This window comes from Enterococcus sp. DIV0213h, assembly GCF_051711285.1.
Lineage (GTDB): Bacteria > Bacillota > Bacilli > Lactobacillales > Enterococcaceae > Enterococcus_D > Enterococcus_D casseliflavus.
Window position 1 is genome coordinate 1,632,697 of sequence record NZ_JBIOMH010000001.1, and the last position, 21,314, is coordinate 1,654,010.

The window sequence follows — 21,314 nt, forward strand, 5'->3', positions numbered from 1 at the left end:
TTTTTTATGATTATTTGTAAATGGTTTTTACAGAAGTTCGTTTTTATTCAGTACCTAGCGAATCGTTTACATCCTAATTATTCCTTATTTGATGCTCTTTGTAAATCTTTTTTACAAAACACCTGCAAGAAGAAGCGAGATTTGCAAACGCTTTTTCTAAATATGCTATTTACATTGAATCAAATGTTTTTATGAATGATAATAAGAATGTAAATAAAATAGCAAAGGAGCAATACAATGACAAAAGGAATTAAAATTGCAACCATTGGTGGCGGCAGCAGCTATACCCCGGAGTTAATGGAAGGCTTTATCAAACGCTATGAAGAATTGCCGATTCGTGAGATTTGGCTAGTAGATATCGAAGCAGGAAAAGAAAAATTAGCAATCGTTGGTGCGATGGCACAACGGATGTGGGATGCGTCACCCTACGATGTAAAAATCCACATGACATTGGATCGAGAAGAAGCGTTAAAAGATGCTGATTTCGTTACGACTCAATTCCGAGTAGGATTGCTGAATGCCCGTATCAAAGATGAACGAATTCCTGCCTATTACGGCATGATTGGTCAAGAAACCAACGGCCCTGGTGGTATGTTCAAAGCGTTTCGTACGGTTCCAATCATTCTTGAAATCGTTGAAGACATGAAACGCTTGTGTCCCGATGCCTGGTTGATCAACTTTGCGAATCCAAGCGGTATGGTGACTGAAGCAATCGTGCGTTACGGAAAATGGGACAAAGTCATCGGGTTGTGTAACGTGCCTGTCATGGCAACGATGGTTGAACCTGCGTTGCTTGGCAAAGAACCTGACGAATTGATTTACAAATTTGCAGGATTGAACCACTTTCACTGGCACAAAGTTACCGACTCACACGGCAATGACGTTACGATGGACATTATTGATAAAATGTATGAAGAAGACAATGGCTTACCGAAGAATATCTTTGATGTACCATTTTACAAAGAACAGCTGGAACAAATGAAGATGATTCCTTGCGGGTATCACCGTTATTACTATCGTCAAGAAGAAATGTTGAATCATGCGATCGAAGAGTACAAGACTGTCGGTACACGCGCACAGCAAGTGAAACAAACCGAAGCCGAATTGTTTGAGTTGTACAAAGATCCTGAATTAGATCATAAACCAGAACAGCTGCAAAAACGTGGTGGTGCTTACTACTCAGATGCAGCGTGTGAAACGATTGCTTCCATTTATGCTAATAAAAATACCCAAATCGTCGTTTCAACCAAAAATGAAGGCGCCGTTCCAGATCTTCCTGCCGATTGCGTAGTCGAAGTAACAGCTTACGTTGGCGGACAAGGGGCTAGAAATGTTGCCTTTGGTGAGTTACCGACAGCTGAAAAAGGTTGGTTACAGGTAATGAAAGCAATGGAATTATTAACGATCGAAGCAGCTGTGACGGGGGATTACAATATCGCATTACAAGCCTTCACCATCAACCCATTGGTTCCATCAGGTGATACGGCAAAACGTGTCATGGACGAACTGTTTATTGCCCACAAAGATCACTTGCCTAAATTTAAGGAAACGATCGCACGTCTTGAAAAAGAAGGCGTAGAAGTACAAGATGAAGTAGCCCGCGAACTTGATCGCGAACTAGTTAAATAAAGAGAAAGTAGGAAAGAAACATGGCATTTAGAAAAGACTTTTTATGGGGCGGCGCAACAGCTGCCAATCAATGTGAAGGAGGCTACCAAGAAGGCGGACGCGGCTTGGCAAACGTTGACGTGGTACCGATCGGCAAAGATCGTTTTCCAGTCATTACTGGTCAAATGAAAATGTTCGATTTTGATGACGAACATTTCTACCCAGCAAAAGAAGCGATCGATATGTATCATCGCTACAAAGAAGACATCGCGCTATTTGGCGAAATGGGCTTTAAAACCTACCGTTTGTCGATCGCTTGGAGTCGGATTTTCCCTAAAGGGGATGAAACAGAACCAAATGAAGACGGCTTGAAGTTCTATGAAGATCTTTTCAAAGAATGCCACAAATATGGGATCGAACCATTAGTAACGATCACTCACTTTGATTGCCCAATGCATTTAGTTGAAAAATACGGGGCATGGCGTTCTCGTGAATTGGTCGGATTCTATGAAAACTTGTGTAACGTGATTTTCAACCGTTACAAAGGATTAGTAAAATACTGGTTGACCTTCAACGAAATCAACATGATTCTCCATGCGCCATTTATGGGAGCAGGTCTTTACTTTGAAGAAGGCGATAACGTTGAGCAAGTGAAATACCAAGCGGCTCACCATGAGCTATTGGCCTCTGCGATCGCAACGAAAATCGCTCATGAAGTCGACCCTGAGAACAAAGTAGGCTGTATGTTAGCTGCTGGCGCATACTATCCATATACAAGCAAACCAGAAGATGTCTGGGAATCACGCAAAGCAGATCGCGAAAACTATTTCTTTATTGATGTTCAATCACGTGGGGAATATCCACAATATGCGCTGAAAGAAATGGAACGCAATGGGATCGAAATCAAAATGGAAGAAGGCGACCTTGAGCTGTTGAAAGCTCACACCGTAGACTTTATTTCCTTCTCTTACTATTCTTCCCGCGTATCAACCACGGACGCTGAATTATTAGAACAAACGGCTGGCAATATTTTTGCCTCTGTGAAAAACCCATACTTGGAAGCAAGTGAGTGGGGGTGGCAGATTGATCCACTTGGTTTGCGCATCACAATGAATGACATTTATGATCGCTACCAAAAACCATTGTTTATCGTTGAAAACGGCTTAGGAGCTGTGGATACACCAGATGCAGATGGCTATGTGGAAGATGACTACCGAATCCAATACTTGGCAGAGCATATTCAAGCAATGAAAGATGCGGTTGAACAAGATGGTGTCGACTTATTGGGTTACACGACTTGGGGTTGTATCGATTTAGTTTCAGCTGGAACAGGTGAAATGAAAAAACGCTATGGTTTCATTTATGTGGACCGTGACAATGAAGGAAACGGCACCTTGAAACGAACAAAGAAAAAATCATTTGATTGGTACAAACAAGTGATTGCTTCAAACGGTGAAGATTTATCGAATAACTAATTATAAGAAGCTGCAGTTGATCCCTTAGAGAAATCTAAGTAGATCGACTGCAGTTTTTTTAAAGTCTTTTTAAAAACTATTGAAACGAATGATTTGTATAAGTAGAAATGGCTGTTCAGAGATTATTGATAACCGACAATGAGAGTGCTGTAAAAGGCTTGCGTTGCAGCAATTACAAAAAAAGGCGACCTTAAGCATGACATGTTTTGTCCTTAAGGTCGCCTTTATTCATTTTTTAAAGAACTTTTTCAATCTCTGGAATCATTTTTTGAGGATTGGTTTGTGGAGCAAAACGCTCCACGACTTTACCTTGGCGGTCCACCAAGAATTTCGTGAAATTCCATTTAATGGCTTTGCCTAATGTACCCGGTGCTTCTGCTTCCAAATAGCGAAACAAGGGATCTGCGTCTTTGCCATTGATCACCGTTAACTTGTGCATCGGAAAATCAACACCATAGGTGGTTCGGCAAGCGGCTGCGGCTTCTTCGGCTGAGCCGACTTCTTGTTTGAACTGGTCAGAAGGAAACCCTAGAACGACCAACCCTTGGTCTTTATAGGTTTCATAAAGACTTTGTAATTCTTTGAACTGCGGGTTCAACCCGCACTTTGTAGCTGTATTGACGATCACCAGCGGTTGACCTTCGTAGTTTGCTAGCGAATAAGTTTCGCCGTTTTCTAATGTTGCTTGGTAGTCATAGATTGACATAGCAAACGCTCCTTTTAATGTAAATCATAGTCGATAGTTTCTGAGATAAGTATAGAGCAAAGTCTTCAAAAAAACCAAGCAAACTTCTTGGCGCATTTTATTTCTTATAAAAAACAAAAAATCCAGCGGCCGTTGGGACCACTGGACTCTTATTATGCTTCTGGTAAGACTTCTGGTTCTGCTTCTTGTGGATGAACGACAGATTTAGTTTTCCATACCCCAGAATGCCAGCGATAGATCATTAAGACGCTGCGCAATGCTTCGTCAATGGCATAAGCGATCCAAACGCCGATCAAGCCAAATTTAAAGACGATGGCCAGTGAGTAGGAAAACGGTAAGCTGATGACCCATAGAACAATTAGGCTGCAGATCAATGGGAACTTCACGTCACCACTTGCATTTAATGAACCAACTAGGATCATATTGACTGCACGCGCTGTTTCTAAGACGATCTCTACTAAAAAGACACCTTTAGCAATCTCGATTACTTCGGTATTGGAAGTAAAGATCCCCATGATCGGTTCAATAAATAGATAGGTCAATAAGCAGATCGTTACCGAGGCGATGATCCCGATCACCATCGTGCGCATGCCTCGCTGATGCGCACGATCGAATTCACCCGCACCGACATTGCGGCCAATCATGATTTGGTTTCCTTGACTTAATGCGGAGGCGATCAAATAAACAAATTGGGTGATAGCTGTTACGTAAGATTTTGCAATCAAGACACTTGCGCCAAGTTGAGCCACGATCATCGTCACCACGACTTGCGCTCCTTGATAGGAAAGAGACTCGCCAGAAGAAGGCAATCCGTAAGTCAAAATGTTTTTCATCACGCCCCAAGAAACATTCGAGAAACGGGCAGATAAAACAGAAAAATTCACATGTTTCTTCAGCAACATGGCGGCAATCAGTAAACCGATCGAATTACCAAAGACGCTAGAAAATGCCAATCCAGTCACACCGAAATTCGGTAAACCAAAAGGGCTGTATAAGACAAAGTAATTGCCAATGACGGCTAGGATACTAGCAAACATCGGTACCAATAACGCAGGTTTTGTGAAACTGTGGCTACGCATGACAGCAATTATGACCGCCGTGATCGATGAAAGGAACAGACTTCCGCCATACACTTGTAAGTATCCATGACCTAAAGCAACTAATTCAGCATCTAAGCCCATGAATCGCAAAAGGTAGGTTGAGCCGAAAAGGAACATCAAGCTGATCAAAATCCCGATGAACAATGACCCAAAAAGAGCGGTATTGATGACTTTCGGTATCTGGTCGCGTTTTTTCGCACCAATCAATTGTGCGATAATGATCTGAGTACCCACGGTGATGAAACCGTAAATAAAGACCGTTAAATTCAATAGTTGATTGGCAGCACTGACGGCCGCTACTGCTGGCTCGGAATAATGAGAAATCATCCAAACGTTGACATTCCCAATAACGACCCGCAAAAATAGCTCAACAAAAATCGGCCAGCTGAGAAAAATCAGGTCACGGTCTGATTTTCCTAAAAGTTTTTTCTTATTCAATTGTAAGGACTCCTTATTTTCTATATAATAGACGTATCGTGAAAATTTTACAAAAATTGAAAAGAAAGTCAATGTAATTTTCAAAAGTAAAAGCAGGAATATCTTATTATTTTTTGTAAGCAGATGAGTTGAAAGAATTTGCTTTTGAAAGTAAAGTATGGGTAGTCCAAATTGGAGGGAAATATATGTATGATGTAATTATCATCGGCGCAGGCCCTGCGGGGATGACAGCAGCGCTTTATGCGTCAAGATCGAATTTATCAGTACTAATGATTGAACGAGGAGCACCTGGCGGACAAATGAACAATACGGCTGAGGTTGAAAACTATCCTGGCTTCGAATCAATCTTAGGCCCTGAATTAGCATTTAAAATGTATGAAGGTGCCATTAAATTTGGTGTTGAAAATGCCTATGGGATCGTTCAAAGCATCACGGATCAAGGTGAGTTCAAAGAAGTTGCCACCGAAGACAAAACCTATCAAGGGAAAACAGTCATCATTGCCACAGGATGTGTACATAGAAAGTTAGGCGTCAAAGGCGAAGAAGAATTCGCAGGACGCGGAGTTTCATACTGTGCGGTTTGTGACGGTGCCTTTTTCCGTAACAAACGCTTGATCGTTGTTGGTGGAGGCGACTCAGCAGTCGAAGAAGCGATCTACTTAACGCAATTTGCTTCTGAAGTAACGATCGTTCACCGTCGTGATGAATTACGAGCACAAAAAATCATCCAAGACCGCGCATTTGCCAACGAGAAAATCTCTTTTATTTGGGATTCTGTTGTGGAAGAAATCAAAGGCAATGAGATGGTCGTAACTGGCGTGCAAATCAGAAACGTAAAAACGGATGAAGTGACAGAAGAAGCTGCTGGCGGTGTCTTTATCTATGTTGGTTTAGATCCGTTGACAGAACCATTCAAAGCTAGCGGTATCACGAATGATGCTGGCTGGATCTTAACAAATGATCAGATGGAAACTTCAATTCCTGGTGTTTACGCGATTGGCGATGTTCGTGAAAAGGGCTTGCGTCAAATCACAACGGCAGTCGGCGATGGCAGTATTGCTGGTCAACAAGTGTTTGATTTTATTGAAACACAAAAGGATGCGCAATTAACAAAATAATCTAATGGAATCAGCTGTTATTTTTAAAGTGTCAATCACTTTTGATAGCAGCTTTTTTTATTTTTCGTTTGGTTATTCTTTGAGAAATCTGTAAGTAGTGTTATACTAATTTTAGAGCATTTTAACGGAAAAAGGAGAGGTTATTTTATGGCATGGGAACAAACATTTAATCAATGGAAAAACAGTGAACACTTAGATCCACAATTAAAAGAACAATTGACCGCATTAGAAGCAGATCCTGCGATGTTAGAAGACGCTTTTTATATGCCTTTGGAATTTGGGACTGCTGGCATGCGAGGGATTTTAGGACCTGGTATCAATCGGATGAACATTTATACGATTCGTCAAGCAACGGAAGGCTTGGCTCGCTTTATGGATACACAAGATCCCGAAACAAGACGTCGTGGCGTAGCGATTGCCTATGATTCCCGTCATTTTTCACCTGAGTTCGCGATGGAAGCAGCAAAAACATTGGCAAAACATGATATTCCAGCCTTTGTCTTTGAAAGCTTACGTCCGACGCCAGAATTATCTTTTGCTGTGCGTTACTTAAAAACCTTTACTGGAATCATGATCACTGCTTCTCACAATCCAGCCGAATACAATGGCTACAAAGTATATGGGGAAGATGGTGGGCAAATGCCACCAGCAGATGCGGATGCATTGACAAAATTTGTTCGGGAAATTGAAAATCCGTTGGAGATCCCTGTATTAAGTGAAGAAGAAGCCAAAAACAGCGGCTTGATCTCTATTATTGGCGAAGAAATCGATACTGCCTATCTGAAAGAAATCAAAGAAGTCACGATCGATCAAGAATTGATCGATACGGTGGGCAAAGATTTGAAACTTGTCTATACACCACTTCACGGAACAGGGCGGATGCTTGGCGAGAAAGCGTTGAAACAAGCTGGTTTCCAACAATTCATTATTGAACCCTCACAAGCGGTTGCTGATCCAAACTTCAGTACAGTAAAATCACCGAATCCAGAAGAGCACTCTGCCTTTGAATATGCGATTGCTTTAGGAGAAAAAGAAGGTGCTGATCTATTGATCGCAACAGATCCAGATGCCGATCGCTTAGGGGCTGCAGTAAGAATGCCAGATGGCAACTACCAAGTCTTGACAGGTAACCAGTTAGGTGCATTGATGATCCGTTACATTCTAGAAGCCCATAAAACAGCTGGAACATTGCCAGAAAATGCAGCAGTCTTAAAATCGATCGTTTCTAGTGAATTGCCAACAGCGATCGCTAAATCCTACGATGTTGATATGATCAATGTTTTAACTGGCTTTAAATTTATTGCCGAAAAAATCCAACAATTTGAAACAGACCATTCTCAAACTTTCATGTTTGGCTTTGAAGAAAGCTATGGCTACTTAGTTAAACCATTCGTACGGGATAAGGACGCGATCCAAGCGCTCGTTTTATTAGCAGAAGTGGCTGCTTTTTACAAACAATCAGACAAAACATTGTATGATGGTCTGCAAGATATTTTTGAAGAGTACGGCTACTATGCAGAAAAAACGATTTCTATAACGATGAGCGGCATGGAAGGGGCAACTAAGATTGCTGCCTTGATGAAGACTTTCCGTGAAAAAGCACCTTCCGTCTTCGCAGGAACCCCTGTCGTGCAAACAGAAGACTTTAAATTGTTGACTAGTGTGGGCTTAGATGGTCACCAACAAAAAATGACCACACCGCCTTCTGATGTTTTGAAATACACCTTGGAAGATGAAAGCTGGATTGCTGTTCGTCCTTCTGGGACCGAACCTAAAATCAAGTTTTATATTGGTGTAAAAGGCGATACGGCAGAAGCAGCAGAACAAAAAATTGCTGATCTGCAAGCAGCGATCGAAGAAATCACAGGTGAATAAAGTCATCTGATGTCTTCATAATCAAAAAAATTGCAATTGACTGAATGATCCGAGTGGTAGAAAAAGAAGCGTTCGCTTCCCCCAGTAAACAGGTGTTGAGGGACCGAAGCTTCTAAAGGGAATTTTCTGACGCTTGGATCTATTCTTGTCTTTTAGCACGTTTCTTCTCCTTGATCGTCGAGCATTGATTGACAAGCTGTCTATCAAGGGCTAAAATGCAAAAGGAAATAAGAGAGGATGTGGCGCGATGACTACGCCGAAACTAGAAGAAATTCAGCAAGTAACACAGATTTTTAAAATGCTTAGTGATCCCACTAGACTAAAAATTTTGTTGTCTCTTCAAGAAGGAGAGCGCAATGTCACTTCGATTGCAGAACAAGTACATATGGAACAATCAGCAGTTTCTCATCAGCTGAAACTTTTGAAAGATAATCGGATCGTAAAGTCGGAAAGACAAGGAAAAACCATCCTTTATAGTCTTGATGACAAACATGTTGTGGATATTTTGCAAAAAACATTCGAACATATCCATCACCGTTAAAACTAGGGCGAGAATTTCTCAAAAGTCCTAGTTTTTTCTTATTGTTTTTGGTATGCTAGTGGAAATATTAAAATTAGATGAACGGTTTTTAATAACGTTTTCAGTTAGGGGGCATTATGGGTAAGCAATTGAACATTGGATTATTAGGAATGGGTGTTGTCGGCAGCGGGGTATGCCAAGTGTTGGCAGAGCAAAAAGAAGCCATTCTGGCACGCACAGGAGTCAGTGTGCAAATCACGAAAGCATTAGCTTCGCCTTACGAGGATAAGTCTGCGTTAGCGGCTAAGTACGGGTTTGCGTTGACGAATGAGGCAAATGAGTTGTTTGAAGATGAGACCATCGACGTAATTGTGGAATTGATCGGGAAGATCGATCCGGCAAAAGCGTTTATTTCAGCTGCTTTAGAAAATAAGAAGCACGTTGTGACGGCAAATAAAGACTTGATTGCCACCCATGGACCTGAACTGCTGGCAATCGCTGAAAAAGCCGGGGTGTCTCTTTATTATGAAGCCAGCGTGGGTGGTGGCATTCCGATCTTGCGTACATTGAGCACCCACTATCTGCCTGATACCATCACAGGGATTTTTGGTATCGTCAATGGGACGACCAATTATATGCTGACAAAAATGACGGAAGATGGCATGACCTATGAAGATGCTTTGTCACAAGCCCAAGCAAAAGGTTTTGCCGAATCAGATCCTACTAATGATGTTGACGGTATCGATGCGGCCTATAAAATGGTGATCCTGACCAAATTTGCTTTTGGGAAAACGATCCATGTTGCTGATGTGGCAACAAAAGGCATCCGCGGCTTAGCTGTGGCAGATATTAAGCAGGCACAAGCCTTTGGTTATGAAGTGAAGTTGATCGGTGCAGCACAAAAGACAGTTGACGGTTCCCTTACTGTGTCAGTTGGACCTGTATTAGTGCCGAAAAACCATGCGTTAGCGACGATCCAAAACGAGTTTAATGGCATTTTTATCGAGAGTGAAGGCATCGATCAATCAATGGTTTATGGACCAGGAGCAGGATCACGACCGACGGCCACCAGCGTGGTAGCGGATTTGACCGTTTTAGCAAAAAATAAAAGCTTTGGGATCGTTGAACCTTTTCTAACTTTTGAAAAAGAAACAGCATTAGCATCTGTAGAAGAAGTCCCTAGCCAGCATTATGTGTCGTTTTCAAGTCAAGAGATCAAAGGGAACGCTCTTCCAGAATGGTTTGCGTTTGAGCAAACGGTGTTCAACGAAGCAGACCAACGAATAGCTGGAATCACCAATCCAATGAGCGAAAAAGAGTTAACAGAAAAACTCGCAACTTATACCGATGCACAAGACATACAAATAATGAAAGTGATGGAGGAATAAACATGTATCAAGGATTATTGCATCAATACAAGGAATATCTGCCAGTCAACGAAAATACACCAGCATTGTCGCTGGCTGAAGGCAACACGCCGTTGATTCCCTTACCAAGCCTTTCCAAGGAATTAGGGATTCAATTGTATGGAAAATACGAAGGGCTGAATCCGACAGGCTCTTTTAAAGACCGAGGGATGGTCATGGCGGTGGCAAAAGCGGTGGAAGAAGGTGCCAAAGCAATCGTCTGTGCATCGACAGGAAATACCAGTGCGGCAGCAGCAGCTTATGCGACCAGAGCGGGGATCAAAGCCTATGTTGTTATTCCAGATGGCAAGATCGCTATGGGAAAATTGGCGCAAGCAATCGTTTATGGAGCCGACATCATTTCGATCCCAGGAAACTTTGATGAAGCGTTAAAAGCAGTACGAGATATTGCAGAAACCGAAGCCGTGGCGCTAGTAAACTCAGTCAATCCTTATCGTTTAGAAGGACAAAAAACAGCGGCCTTTGAAGTATGCGAACAATTAGGGCAAGCACCGGATGTTCTTGCGATTCCTGTCGGTAATGCAGGGAATATCTCGGCATATTGGAAAGGGTTCAAAGAATGGCATGAGAAAAAAGGCACCGCGTTGCCAAGAATGCATGGGTTTGAAGCTGAAGGTGCTGCTGCGATCGTCCGTGGGGAAGTCATCGAACAACCAGAAACGATCGCTACAGCGATTCGGATCGGCAATCCAGCCAGCTGGCAGTTGGCAGAAGCCGCTCGTGATGAATCAAATGGACACATCGATGCAGTAACCGATGAGGAAATTTTGAATGCTTACCGTAAAATTGCTGCGCAAGATGGTGTGTTTATTGAACCAGGCTCAGCTGCCTCGCTGGCTGGTGTCATCCAGCACGTGAAAGCAGGGAAAATCAAACCAGGTGAGACTGTCGTTGCCGTCTTTACTGGAAATGGTCTGAAGGATCCTGATACAGCTATCAAAGCGACAGAAGTAACCATCAATAAGATGAGTGATTTAGAAGAAATGCGTCAGCATCTTCGTGAAGGAGTTGCCAATCTATGAAGATCCGCGTTCCTGCAACCAGTGCGAACTTAGGGCCTGGTTTTGATTCCTGCGGGATTGCCCTGTCAAAGTATTTGTTCATTGAAGTTTTAAAAGAAAACGATACGTGGGAAATCATCCATGAGCTAGGTTCAGAGATCCCAACGGATGAAACCAACTTGCTTTTGCGTGTGGCATTGAAATTAGCACCAAACATGAAGCCTTTGAAAATCCGAATGAGTTCGGACATTCCTTTGGCAAGAGGCTTAGGCAGCAGTTCCTCGGTGATCGTCGCCGGGATTGAACTAGCCAACCGCATGGCCCACATGAATCTGAGTGCAGCACAAAAGCTTGAGATCGCAACTGCCATCGAAGGGCATCCTGACAACGTTGGACCAGCGATTTATGGAGATTTTGCGGTTGCTGCTTACGACCATCAGCACAAGCATACGTATTTAGTCAAGCATCATTTTCCAGAGTGCGAGATCATTGCCTATATTCCTCATGAAGAACTGTTGACTGAAGCAAGTCGTCAAGTCTTGCCGCAGACCCTTTCGCACGAGCAAGCTGTCGAAGCCAGTGCGATCGCCAACGTGATGATCGCAGCGGTCATCAATGGTAATCTGCCTCTTGCAGGAAAATTGATGCAACAGGATCGTTTTCATGAAGCCTATCGGGAAAAGCTTGTGCCGCACTTGTCGACCATTCGCCAAATCTGCGAAGAAGAAGGCGGGTATGGCTGTTTCTTAAGCGGCGCAGGTCCTACGGTCTTAGCGATCGTCCCAGAGGAACGGGCAGAACGAATCTCAAAACTTTTGCATGCCTTGGAGAGCAATGCGTATATCGAACAATTACAAATCGATCGTGAAGGGCTGCAAGTGTTCTAAAAGAGAATAATAATAAATGAGCCACAGACCAAAAACGGTGAGCAGAAGATTTTCTGCTCACCATTTTTCATTGCTTCATCGATGTTAGTCTTTCGTTTCTGACGTGTAATAGCTATGATCTTCTAAGTTTAATGCATTTAAAATCATAGAGGCGGTTTCTTCGATGGAAAGAGAAGCGACATTGATCACGACACAGCCTAGTTTTTCATACAGATCATTGGCAAACGTCAGCTCCGCTTTGATTTTTTCTATATCGGAATACGCAGAATCTGGGTTCAAGCCGTAGGAGCGCATCCGTTCTTTGCGAATACTGTTTAACACATTCGGATCGTTTGTTAGCCCGACGATTTTTTTCGGATCGATTTCCCAGAGCTGTTTTGGGATGTGGGCTTGCGGTACTAAAGGCAGGTTAGCAACTTTTAAATTTTTGTTTGCTAGAAATAGACTCAAAGGCGTTTTTGACGTCCGAGAAACCCCTAGTAACACGACATCTGCTTCCAAGAAGCCACGAGGGTCTTTCCCATCATCGTACATAACCGCAAATTCCATGGCTTTGATGCGTTTGAAATAATTTTCGTTTAAGTGGTGCAAAGCCCCTGGCTCTCGTGAAGGTGCTACGCCAGTTCGTCGTTCTACTTCACTTACTGGAGGGGTCAATACGTCGAAATGGTAAAGGTCAGCTTCTTCACAAAAATGATTCGTCAAATCTACAAGTTCTTCTTTGATCAAGGTATGAAGAATAATGGCGTTGTGTTTTTTTGCATCAGACAAAGCTTTGATCAAATGCTCTTTTGTGTGGATAAACGTGCGTCTAAAAAGGTTAAATTCGACGCTGGGGTATTGGGCCATTGTCGCTTGTGCAAGCTTCGATGCCGTTTCGCCGGCAGAGTCCGACAACACGAACATCGTCACTGCGGCACTGGTTTGCAATTTTTCTTGCAAGTCTGGTTGTTCAGGTTCAGTTGGCTTCATAAGAAAAATCCTCTCTTGCTTTTTTATTGATTTCATTATACCATACTTAAGATCGATAGAATCGGAATGATTTTGATTTATCAGGAGGGCCTACGATGAAAAATCAAACACTTATTGAGCATGCCATGACTACATTGAAAGAAAATGGCTTTAAATATACCAAAAAAAGAGAAGCGATCATCACCTATTTAGTGAAACGCAATCGCTATTTGCCAGCAAAGGAAATTCATGAATACATGTCAGAAAAGTATCCTGGCTTGAGCTATGATACGATCTACCGTAATCTGCATGATTTTTCTGAGATCGGTATTTTAGAAGAAACAGAGCTGAACGGGGAGATGAAGTTTCGCTATAACTGCTGTGCAGAATTAGAGGACCATCATCACCATCACTTTATTTGCACGGTTTGTGGCAAAACAAAAGAACTGCATATTTGCCCGATGGACTTCTTCCAAGAACAGCTTCCTGGCTGCTTGATCGAGGGACATCGCTTCGAGATTTTGGGCCGTTGTGAAGAATGTCAATGAAAACCCAAACAAACTTGATGGGATCGAAGACTTTTTTAACAGAATGCCTTGACACTTTTTCAGGGGTTAGCTATAATTTTTAAAGGACAGTCGTGTTTTTTGGGATTTTATTTCAATAACAACTACGGTTACTTTTTAAGCTCGGAGGGAGGGAATTTACATGTCAAAAACAGTCGTTCGCAAAAACGAATCACTTGACGATGCTCTTCGTCGCTTCAAACGTTCCGTGTCAAAAGCGGGTACTTTACAGGAATCTCGTAAACGTGAATTTTACGAAAAACCTAGCGTAAAGCGTAAGAAAAAATCTGAAGCAGCTAGAAAACGCAAAAAATTCTAATTTTCTACTGTTTTGAGAATTGGAGCTGGTAGTGTGACACTACTAAGTACACTGAATGATGACATGAAGACAGCGATGAAAGCCAAAGACAAGGAAACCTTGCAGGTGATCCGCATGTTGAAAGCATCAATTCAAAATGAGCAGATCAAAAAAGGTTCTGACTTGAATGAAGAAGAAGAGTTGACCGTTTTGTCTCGTGAGATGAAACAGCGTCGTGATTCTTTAAATGAGTTTGAGAAAGCTGACCGAAATGATCTAGCAGAGAAAGTCAAAGTTGAAATTGCAGTTGTTGAAAAATATTTGCCAGCACAACTCGATGAAGCGGAAATCCGCCAAATCGTCGCTGGAGCGATTGAAAAGACTGGTGCTTCTTCTTCCAAAGAATTTGGAAAAGTGATGGGTGCTGTAATGCCACAAGTTAAAGGCAAAGCAGACGGCAATCAAGTCAATGCGATCGTTAAAGAATTATTGGATCAAATGTAAGCTCACGCCGCAAGTATGGATGACATGCTTGCGGCTTTTTTTTCTGATTTCGAAAACTTAAAAAAAGCATAAGGACAAGGGGAAACGACTGTTGTGCTTGATAAGTAATTTTTCTTTTTTCCATCTTATGTTATTATTAATAAGAACGCCAAAAAAGGAGCTGTAACATATTTGACAGACAAAACAATAACGATCGAGATAACACTTAGTGAAAACGATGACGTTCGTTTATTATTAGGTGCCCACGATAAGAACATCAAAATTATTGAAGACTCCACAGGAACGGTCATTCACACTCGTGGTGAGCTGATCCAAATCGTAGGAGAAACTGAAGCCGCTGAAAAGGCACAATCCGTGATTCGGGCTTTGCAAGAGTTGATCAAACGAGGCATCAATATCAGTACCCCTGATGTGATCACTGCGTTGAATATGGTGAATAAGGGCAGTCTTGATTATTTCAAAGATATGTATGAAGAAGAGATCATCAAAGACCGTAACGGCAAACCGATCCGAGCGAAAAATGCTGGGCAAAAAAAATATATCGAAGCCGTCCGTAAACATGATGTAGTGTTTGGTGTCGGCCCCGCTGGAACCGGAAAGACCTTCTTAGCAGTCGTAATGGCAATTGCAGCTCTAAAGAAAGGCCAAGTGCAAAAAATCATTTTGACACGTCCCGCCGTTGAAGCAGGAGAAAATCTTGGTTTCCTACCAGGAGACTTGAAAGAAAAAGTCGATCCTTACTTACGCCCCGTTTATGATGCGTTGTATCAAATTTTTGGGATGGATCATACGAACCGTCTCATGGAACGAGGCGTCATTGAGATCGCACCATTGGCATATATGCGTGGACGTACGCTAGAAGATGCCTTTGTCATTTTAGATGAAGCGCAAAATACGACGATCGCTCAAATGAAAATGTTTTTGACCCGTTTAGGATTCAACTCTAAAATGATCGTCAATGGCGATACCAGCCAGATCGATTTGCCAAAAGGGACTTTAAGCGGCCTGATCCACGCCGAACGAACGTTACAAGAGATCCCTAAAATTGCTTTTGCTAATTTTGAAGCAGGAGATGTCGTGCGGCATCCAGTTGTTGCCGAGATCATTCGCGCATATGAAGAAGCAGATCTTAAAGACAAGCGCTGATCGTCTTTTAGGAGGAGAACTATGATCATTCAACCACTACGGAAATTTAGAGAAAGACTTGGGAAATTCTATCTACCAGTTTTGATGTTCCTTTTCTTTCTTTTTTCGATTGGTATCATGTACACCAGCGTCAAACAAAACAATGTCGATTATAGCGAAGGTCAAGTGGCGGAAGAAAATATCCGTGCCAATAAAACGATCGAAAATACCGCTGCGACGGAACAAAAACGTAAACTGGCTGCCGAAGCTGTACCACCAGAGTACACGTATCAGGATACACTGGCACAAACGCAGCATGATCGTATCGATCATTTATTTGACTTAGTTGCTTCAGTCAAAAAATCAGTGGATGAAGCTCATGAAAAAAAAGTGGCTGAAGCCGATGAGGATGAAAATATCCCTAAACCTAGTACAGATGAATATATCGCAGCCTTAAAACAAGAATTTGAAAAAATGAGTGATGATGAACTAGATTTTTATCAGTCATTTACCAATAATTTTTTGACGACGATGTTCTCATTAAGTGATGATGAATTAAATACAGTGCGTACCTATGCGCTACAATTAATAGATGAACAAATGGCGAAACAGATCCGCCAAACGGAATTAAGTACGTTCCGTTCTGAGGCGGAAGATAAGATCCAGTTCTTAGATGTTAGCTCAGATATGGCTTCTGTCTTACGTTTCTTAGTCAATCAAGGAATCGTCGTGAACGATATCCCAAATGAAAAACGGACAGAAGAAGCACGGCAAACCGCCATGGACGCTGTTCCTCCAGTGATGATTTATCAAGGAGAGATCATTGTCCGTGAGGGCTCGCAGATCGATGCCAATGCCCTAGAGAAGCTGCAGCTTTTAGGAATGACTAATCAGACCTTTTCTGTTTTTCCATTGATCGCTTTAGTGTTAGCAACAGTCTTACAGATGCTGATGGTGTTTTATTACACGAAACAGACGGAAGACGTGGAAAAACGGATGAATGCGGTCACGTTTTATATTTTGGCAATGGCATTCAGTATTTTGATCATGAAGTTTTTCCAACTTTTCCAATCTGAATTAGTGACCTTTATCCCGCTGTTTTTCCCAGCTGCGTTTACACCGTTGATCCTGAGTATTTTCTCCAGCCGTCGTTTGGGGATTTTGTCTGCGATTTTCCAAGTAATCAGTGCACTCTTTATTTACTTTGATTCTAGCGGAACCAACTTGTTGACGACCGTCTTAGTCACCTATTTGTTCTCTGGCTTGATGGGAACGATGATCAAGCGCGCCCGCATCGCTAGTCAAGGGAAAACGGCAGTAGCGTGGGTGATCGTCTTTCCGCTCTTACTGAGTTTTGTGCTGGTGATTTTCCAAGGAATGGATTTTGCTCGCGGGAACACTTGGACCACGATCATTTGTGGTTTAGCAGGCTCTCTCTTAAGCTATTTGCTAACGATGGGACTACATCCTTACATCGAATTGTTGGTGACGGATGAGAGTATGATCGTGTTAAATGAATTGAGTAACCCGAATCATCCATTGTTAAAACAGTTGCTGGAAGAAGCGCCAGGAACGTATCATCACAGTATGATGGTTGCCAATCTTAGTGCCAATGCCGTTGCCGAAATCGGCGGGCAAAGCTTACTGACTCGTGTGGCTTGTTATTACCATGATATCGGCAAGGTCAAACATGCCAATTTCTTCGTAGAAAATTTACCTGCTGGTGCCGAAAACCCGCATAATTTCTTGTTGCCTGAAGACAGCAAACAAATTATCTTCGGTCACGTGATCGATGGGGCGGAAATTCTCGAAGAAGCCAAAATGCCCCGCATGGTGATCGACATTTGTCGTCAACACCATGGCACGACCTTGATGCGTTATTTCTATGTGAAAGCCAAAGAGCGTAATCCCGAGGTGATGGAAGAAGATTTCCGTTATCCTGGTCCAAAACCGCAAACACGAGAAGCTGGCGTTGTGAGTATCGCGGATAGTTGTGAAGCAGCTGTTCGAGCGATGGAAAATCCAACAAATCAAAAGATTCAAGAATTTGTTGCAAATCTTATCAATGATCGGATCTTAGACGGTCAACTGGATGAAACAGGCCTGACTTTGAAAGAAATCCGAATGATTGAAAAATCACTGGTCAACGGACTTTGCAGTACCTTCCATTCACGGATCAAATATCCAAAAATGAAGTCGGAAGCAGAGAAAATGAAAGAAGAACAAGAAAGAAGAGAGCGCTAATGGAGATTACCTTTTTAGATGAGACAAATTCAGTGGGGGAAACCAAGATCAAAGAGATCGAAGGACTGTTGCAATTTGCTGCAGGACATTTAGAACTTCCAGAGGATACAGAAATGTCCGTCACATTTATGGACAATGCGGCGATCCAAGAAATCAATCGGGAGTACCGCGGCAAAGATATGCCAACAGATGTCATTAGTTTTGCCTTTGAAGAAGAAACAGACGAAGAGCTGTCGATCATTTTTGACGAAGCCCTTGAAGAGCTGCCGCGTGATCTTGGAGATATTATGATCTCCATTGAACGAGCGAAAGAACAAGCTGCTGAATACGGGCATACCTATGATCGGGAGCTGGGTTTCTTGGCGTTACATGGTTTCTTGCATATCAATGGCTATGATCATATGACACCTGAAGATGAAAAGGAAATGTTTGGATTGCAAAAGGAAATACTGGATGCCTATGGACTCAAAAGATAAGAATATTGGGAAAAACAAACAATTTATTTCGTCGATCGAATTTGCTTTCACTGGTATAAAAACCGTCTTTAAAGAGGAACGCAATATGCGTAAACATGTTGCACTAGGAATCGTTGCGATCATTGCGGGCTTTATTTTCCGTTTGAGTCAAATGGAATGGCTCTGGTTGCTGCTAGCTGTTTTCTTAGTCTGGATCGTTGAGATCATCAACACCGTCTTTGAAAACGTCGTAGATATGTTTACAGATTTCCATTTCCATCCTATCGGAAAAAAAATCAAAGATATGGCTGCTGGTGCCGTGCTGATGACTGCAGTTTTTGCGTTAGTCGTCGCAGCGATCATCTTCTTGCCAAAATTGCTGCAGCTCTTCTGATGCGCACCAAAACACAAGATAAAGGGGAACAACAATGACAACACACAAATCAGGCTTCGTTGCGATCGTCGGGCGGCCAAATGTTGGGAAATCAACACTACTAAATCGAGTCGTAGGACAAAAAATCGCGATCATGAGTGACAAAGCGCAAACGACCCGTAACAAAATCCAAGGGGTCTACACAACGGATGACGCACAGCTGATCTTTATCGATACACCAGGGATCCACAAACCCAAACACCGTTTAGGCGATTTTATGGTTGAAACCGCCTATAGTGCACTGCGAGAAGTTGACGTGACGCTATTTATGATCAGTGCGGACCAAAAGCGTGGCAAGGGCGATGATTTTATTATCGAACGATTGCGCCAAAGTCAGACACCGGTTTTCCTCGTGATCAATAAAATTGATAAAGTCCATCCAGATGCCTTATTGGCAATTATTGAAGACTACTCCTCACAAATGGACTTTGCTGAGATCGTACCGATTTCCGCAACAGAAGGCAATAATTTCGAAACGTTAATGAAGCTACTGATCGATGAAATGCCAGAAGGGCCTCAGTACTTCCCAGAGGATCAAATCACGGATCATCCAGAATACTTTATCGTTTCTGAATTGGTGCGGGAAAAAGTCTTGCTACTGACCAGAGATGAAGTACCTCACTCAGTAGCGGTCGTGGTTGACTCCATGAAACGAGACCACAATGACAAGGTGCATATTCAAGCGACGATCATTGTCGAACGTGACAGTCAAAAAGGCATTATCATCGGCAAAGGCGGAAAAATGCTGAAACAGATCGGTACGAAAGCTCGTTTAGACATTGAACATTTGTTAGATGACAAAGTCTTCTTGGAATTATGGGTAAAAGTTCAAAAAGATTGGCGCGACAAGCAAACATTCTTAACAGATTATGGCTATCGCAAAGATGAGTATTGATGACATGCAGATCAAACATGATCTGTTTTAATGAAGAAAAACTGATGCAGTTAGCGAACTGGATCAGTTTTTTTAAAGAAATGGGGTGCGACGATGAATCTTGTTGAAACAAAAGGAATCTTACTTTTTTCAAAAGACCATAAAGAAAAAGACAAGCTAGTCAAAATCTTTACGGAATCTGCTGGGAAGCAAATGTTTTATGTCAAGGGTGCCCATCGGAAAAACAACCCCTTGGCACCAGCGCTGCTCTCCTATACTGAAGCCACCTACATGGGAACCATCAAAACGGAAGGCTTGTCCTTTTTAAACAATGCCAAAGACATCCATCCTTTTCGTACGATCCAAAGTGATATTTTTATTGCTGGTTATGCAACCTACTTATTGAATTTGGCTGATTCTGCTATTGATGATCGGGTCTATGACCCACATCTATACCAATTTTTACATGAGGCCTTGCAATTAATGGACCAAGAAAACGACGCAGAGATCATCACCAATATCTTTGAGATCCAGATTTTGCACCGTTTCGGGATCACCCCGAATTGGACCCATTGTGCGATCTGCGGAAAAACCGACGGTCGGTTTGACTATTCCTCAAAATATAGCGGTATTTTATGTGAACAGCACTGGGGGATGGACGAACGTCGTTATCATGCTGATTCTCGGGCGATCCATTTTATTCGCTTATTTTCGCAAATATCCTACGAGCAGATTGCTTCAATCAAATTAAAGCCAGAAACGAAAGCCGCGATCCGACGAGTGATTGATTTATTATATGATGAATATGTGGGCATTCATTTAAAAAGTAAGAAGTTTATCGATCAGATGGGGCAATGGCAAGACGTCTTAAAACCGAAAAATCAATGATAGAGTTGGCGAAACTTTAATGGAGTTAAGCCGACTCTTTTTTTGAATAATGCTGTAAAGTGACTTGCATCTTGAAACCCCACTGCGAAGGCAGCTTGTTGAATGGGCAGATCTGGCTGTGCCACCAAAAGCTCTTTGGCTCGGGTCATGCGGTAGTTCAATAAATATTGTGCAGTAGATTGCCCCAAAAAACGTTGGAACAAACGTGAGAGATACTGTGGTGACACATAGACGAGCCCTGCTAGTTCTTTGATCGTGATCGCCTGATCGTAATTCGTTTCGATTTCTTGTATAACGGGAACCAGATATTGTTGGAACAGCGGGTGTTTTTCTGTTGGATTCCCTGAGCGTTCTTGCATGATCGCCAATAAAAAGCGGTAACATTCGCTAGAAGCCCGTAGCGGGTCCCAACTGATTTGTTGGTCTTCTTTGATCCGTTGATTGATCCAGGTGACATAAGAAAAGGTTTCTGACTCTTCAGCTAATATATAGGGCTGATTCGTGTACTGCTTTAACACCTCAGCTGCCAAAGGGCCTTGGAATGTGGCGAAGGATGTTTTCCAGTTAGTCAATGGATAATAGCGATGGGGCGTAAAAGGAAAAATCAAAATGCCTTCATTCGGACGTAAGATAAACGATTCCTGACCAAATGTGATTCGGCCTTCCCCTTGCTCGGTTTGCAGCCAATGGAAGTAGGGATAGCCATCAGGACGAGCGACGTCATCTTGCGCCCAATCGTTGCCGATGCTTTCCAGAGATAAAGGCAGCTGCTGATTGGTTTGATAAAAGTAGATAGGCATAGTGTACCTCCGTGTTTCGAA

The 21,314-nt window shown here is 42.5% G+C and carries 21 protein-coding genes; 17 read left to right on the forward strand and 4 right to left on the reverse strand.

Annotated elements, in window-relative coordinates; translation table 11 throughout:
• Positions 1 to 237 precede the first annotated feature (237 nt).
• On the forward strand, positions 238 to 1,629 hold the full coding sequence (locus IGI77_RS07360) for a 6-phospho-beta-glucosidase (RefSeq protein ID WP_005225822.1): 1,392 nt from the start codon (positions 238 to 240) through the stop codon (positions 1,627 to 1,629).
• 20 nt (positions 1,630 to 1,649) lie between these two features.
• The gene (locus IGI77_RS07365; protein ID WP_008378424.1) at positions 1,650 to 3,083 is read left to right on the forward strand and encodes a 6-phospho-beta-glucosidase; all 1,434 of its coding nucleotides are present in this window, start codon (positions 1,650 to 1,652) and stop codon (positions 3,081 to 3,083) included.
• A gap of 235 nt (positions 3,084 to 3,318) precedes the next feature.
• Here IGI77_RS07365 and IGI77_RS07370 read toward each other — a convergent pair whose 3' ends face one another.
• Both IGI77_RS07370 and IGI77_RS07375 read right to left on the reverse strand, forming a co-directional pair.
• On the reverse strand, positions 3,319 to 3,789 hold the full coding sequence (locus IGI77_RS07370) for a glutathione peroxidase (protein WP_438769788.1): 471 nt from the start codon (positions 3,787 to 3,789) through the stop codon (positions 3,319 to 3,321).
• Positions 3,790 to 3,941: 152 nt separating this feature from the next.
• Entirely contained in the window at positions 3,942 to 5,327 is a 1,386-nt protein-coding gene (locus IGI77_RS07375; RefSeq protein WP_438769789.1) for an MATE family efflux transporter, read from the reverse strand.
• Between the two features lie 185 nt (positions 5,328 to 5,512).
• On the opposite strand from IGI77_RS07375, the gene trxB reads away from it, so the two are divergent.
• From trxB to thrB, 6 genes are all read left to right on the forward strand, one after another.
• The gene (trxB, locus tag IGI77_RS07380) at positions 5,513 to 6,445 is read left to right on the forward strand and encodes a thioredoxin-disulfide reductase (protein WP_015509534.1); all 933 of its coding nucleotides are present in this window, start codon (positions 5,513 to 5,515) and stop codon (positions 6,443 to 6,445) included.
• A gap of 147 nt (positions 6,446 to 6,592) precedes the next feature.
• On the forward strand, positions 6,593 to 8,320 hold the full coding sequence (locus tag IGI77_RS07385; RefSeq protein ID WP_438769790.1) for a phospho-sugar mutase: 1,728 nt from the start codon (positions 6,593 to 6,595) through the stop codon (positions 8,318 to 8,320).
• A 247-nt stretch (positions 8,321 to 8,567) separates the two neighbouring features.
• On the forward strand, positions 8,568 to 8,861 hold the full coding sequence (locus tag IGI77_RS07390) for an ArsR/SmtB family transcription factor (protein ID WP_005225828.1): 294 nt from the start codon (positions 8,568 to 8,570) through the stop codon (positions 8,859 to 8,861).
• 116 nt (positions 8,862 to 8,977) lie between these two features.
• Positions 8,978 to 10,228, forward strand: a complete 1,251-nt coding sequence (locus IGI77_RS07395) for a homoserine dehydrogenase (protein ID WP_081116560.1) — start codon at positions 8,978 to 8,980, stop codon at positions 10,226 to 10,228.
• A 2-nt stretch (positions 10,229 to 10,230) separates the two neighbouring features.
• Positions 10,231 to 11,289: a threonine synthase gene (gene thrC / locus IGI77_RS07400; protein ID WP_005225830.1), complete on the forward strand. Its 1,059-nt coding sequence runs from the start codon at positions 10,231 to 10,233 to the stop codon at positions 11,287 to 11,289.
• Positions 11,286 to 12,155 (forward strand): homoserine kinase, encoded by an 870-nt coding sequence (gene thrB, locus IGI77_RS07405; protein ID WP_005225831.1) that lies wholly within the window; start codon positions 11,286 to 11,288, stop codon positions 12,153 to 12,155. Before thrC ends, thrB begins: the two co-directional genes overlap by 4 nt.
• Positions 12,156 to 12,239: 84 nt before the next feature.
• On the opposite strand, the gene IGI77_RS07410 is transcribed toward thrB, so the two are convergent.
• Positions 12,240 to 13,127, reverse strand: a complete 888-nt coding sequence (locus IGI77_RS07410; protein ID WP_010748043.1) for a pyruvate, water dikinase regulatory protein — start codon at positions 13,125 to 13,127, stop codon at positions 12,240 to 12,242.
• Positions 13,128 to 13,222: 95 nt separating this feature from the next.
• On the opposite strand from IGI77_RS07410, the gene IGI77_RS07415 reads away from it, so the two are divergent.
• The 9 genes from IGI77_RS07415 (at position 13,223) to recO (ending at position 20,493) form a co-directional block, all read left to right on the forward strand.
• Positions 13,223 to 13,654, forward strand: coding sequence for a Fur family transcriptional regulator (locus tag IGI77_RS07415; RefSeq protein ID WP_005225833.1), 432 nt, complete (start codon positions 13,223 to 13,225; stop codon positions 13,652 to 13,654).
• Between the two features lie 160 nt (positions 13,655 to 13,814).
• Positions 13,815 to 13,991, forward strand: coding sequence for a 30S ribosomal protein S21 (gene rpsU, locus IGI77_RS07420; RefSeq protein ID WP_002356740.1), 177 nt, complete (start codon positions 13,815 to 13,817; stop codon positions 13,989 to 13,991).
• Positions 13,992 to 14,024: 33 nt separating this feature from the next.
• On the forward strand, positions 14,025 to 14,474 hold the full coding sequence (locus IGI77_RS07425; protein WP_005225841.1) for a GatB/YqeY domain-containing protein: 450 nt from the start codon (positions 14,025 to 14,027) through the stop codon (positions 14,472 to 14,474).
• Positions 14,475 to 14,645: 171 nt separating this feature from the next.
• Complete coding sequence (locus IGI77_RS07430) at positions 14,646 to 15,620, forward strand: PhoH family protein (protein WP_005225842.1); 975 nt, start codon at positions 14,646 to 14,648, stop codon at positions 15,618 to 15,620.
• Positions 15,621 to 15,641: 21 nt separating this feature from the next.
• The gene (locus IGI77_RS07435) at positions 15,642 to 17,843 is read left to right on the forward strand and encodes an HD family phosphohydrolase (RefSeq protein ID WP_438769791.1); all 2,202 of its coding nucleotides are present in this window, start codon (positions 15,642 to 15,644) and stop codon (positions 17,841 to 17,843) included.
• The gene (ybeY, locus tag IGI77_RS07440; protein ID WP_005225844.1) at positions 17,843 to 18,319 is read left to right on the forward strand and encodes an rRNA maturation RNase YbeY; all 477 of its coding nucleotides are present in this window, start codon (positions 17,843 to 17,845) and stop codon (positions 18,317 to 18,319) included. Before IGI77_RS07435 ends, ybeY begins: the two co-directional genes overlap by 1 nt.
• Positions 18,303 to 18,692 carry a diacylglycerol kinase family protein gene (locus IGI77_RS07445; RefSeq protein ID WP_016610244.1) on the forward strand — a complete coding sequence of 130 codons (390 nt, stop codon included), beginning with the start codon at positions 18,303 to 18,305 and terminating at the stop codon, positions 18,690 to 18,692. Before ybeY ends, IGI77_RS07445 begins: the two co-directional genes overlap by 17 nt.
• A 34-nt stretch (positions 18,693 to 18,726) precedes the next feature.
• Entirely contained in the window at positions 18,727 to 19,626 is a 900-nt protein-coding gene (gene era, locus IGI77_RS07450; protein WP_005225846.1) for a GTPase Era, read from the forward strand.
• Between the two features lie 93 nt (positions 19,627 to 19,719).
• Complete coding sequence (recO, locus tag IGI77_RS07455) at positions 19,720 to 20,493, forward strand: DNA repair protein RecO (RefSeq protein WP_005225847.1); 774 nt, start codon at positions 19,720 to 19,722, stop codon at positions 20,491 to 20,493.
• On the opposite strand, the gene IGI77_RS07460 is transcribed toward recO, so the two are convergent.
• On the reverse strand, positions 20,487 to 21,293 hold the full coding sequence (locus IGI77_RS07460) for an AraC family transcriptional regulator (protein WP_005225848.1): 807 nt from the start codon (positions 21,291 to 21,293) through the stop codon (positions 20,487 to 20,489). The genes recO and IGI77_RS07460 overlap by 7 nt on opposite strands.
• Positions 21,294 to 21,314 lie beyond the last annotated feature (21 nt).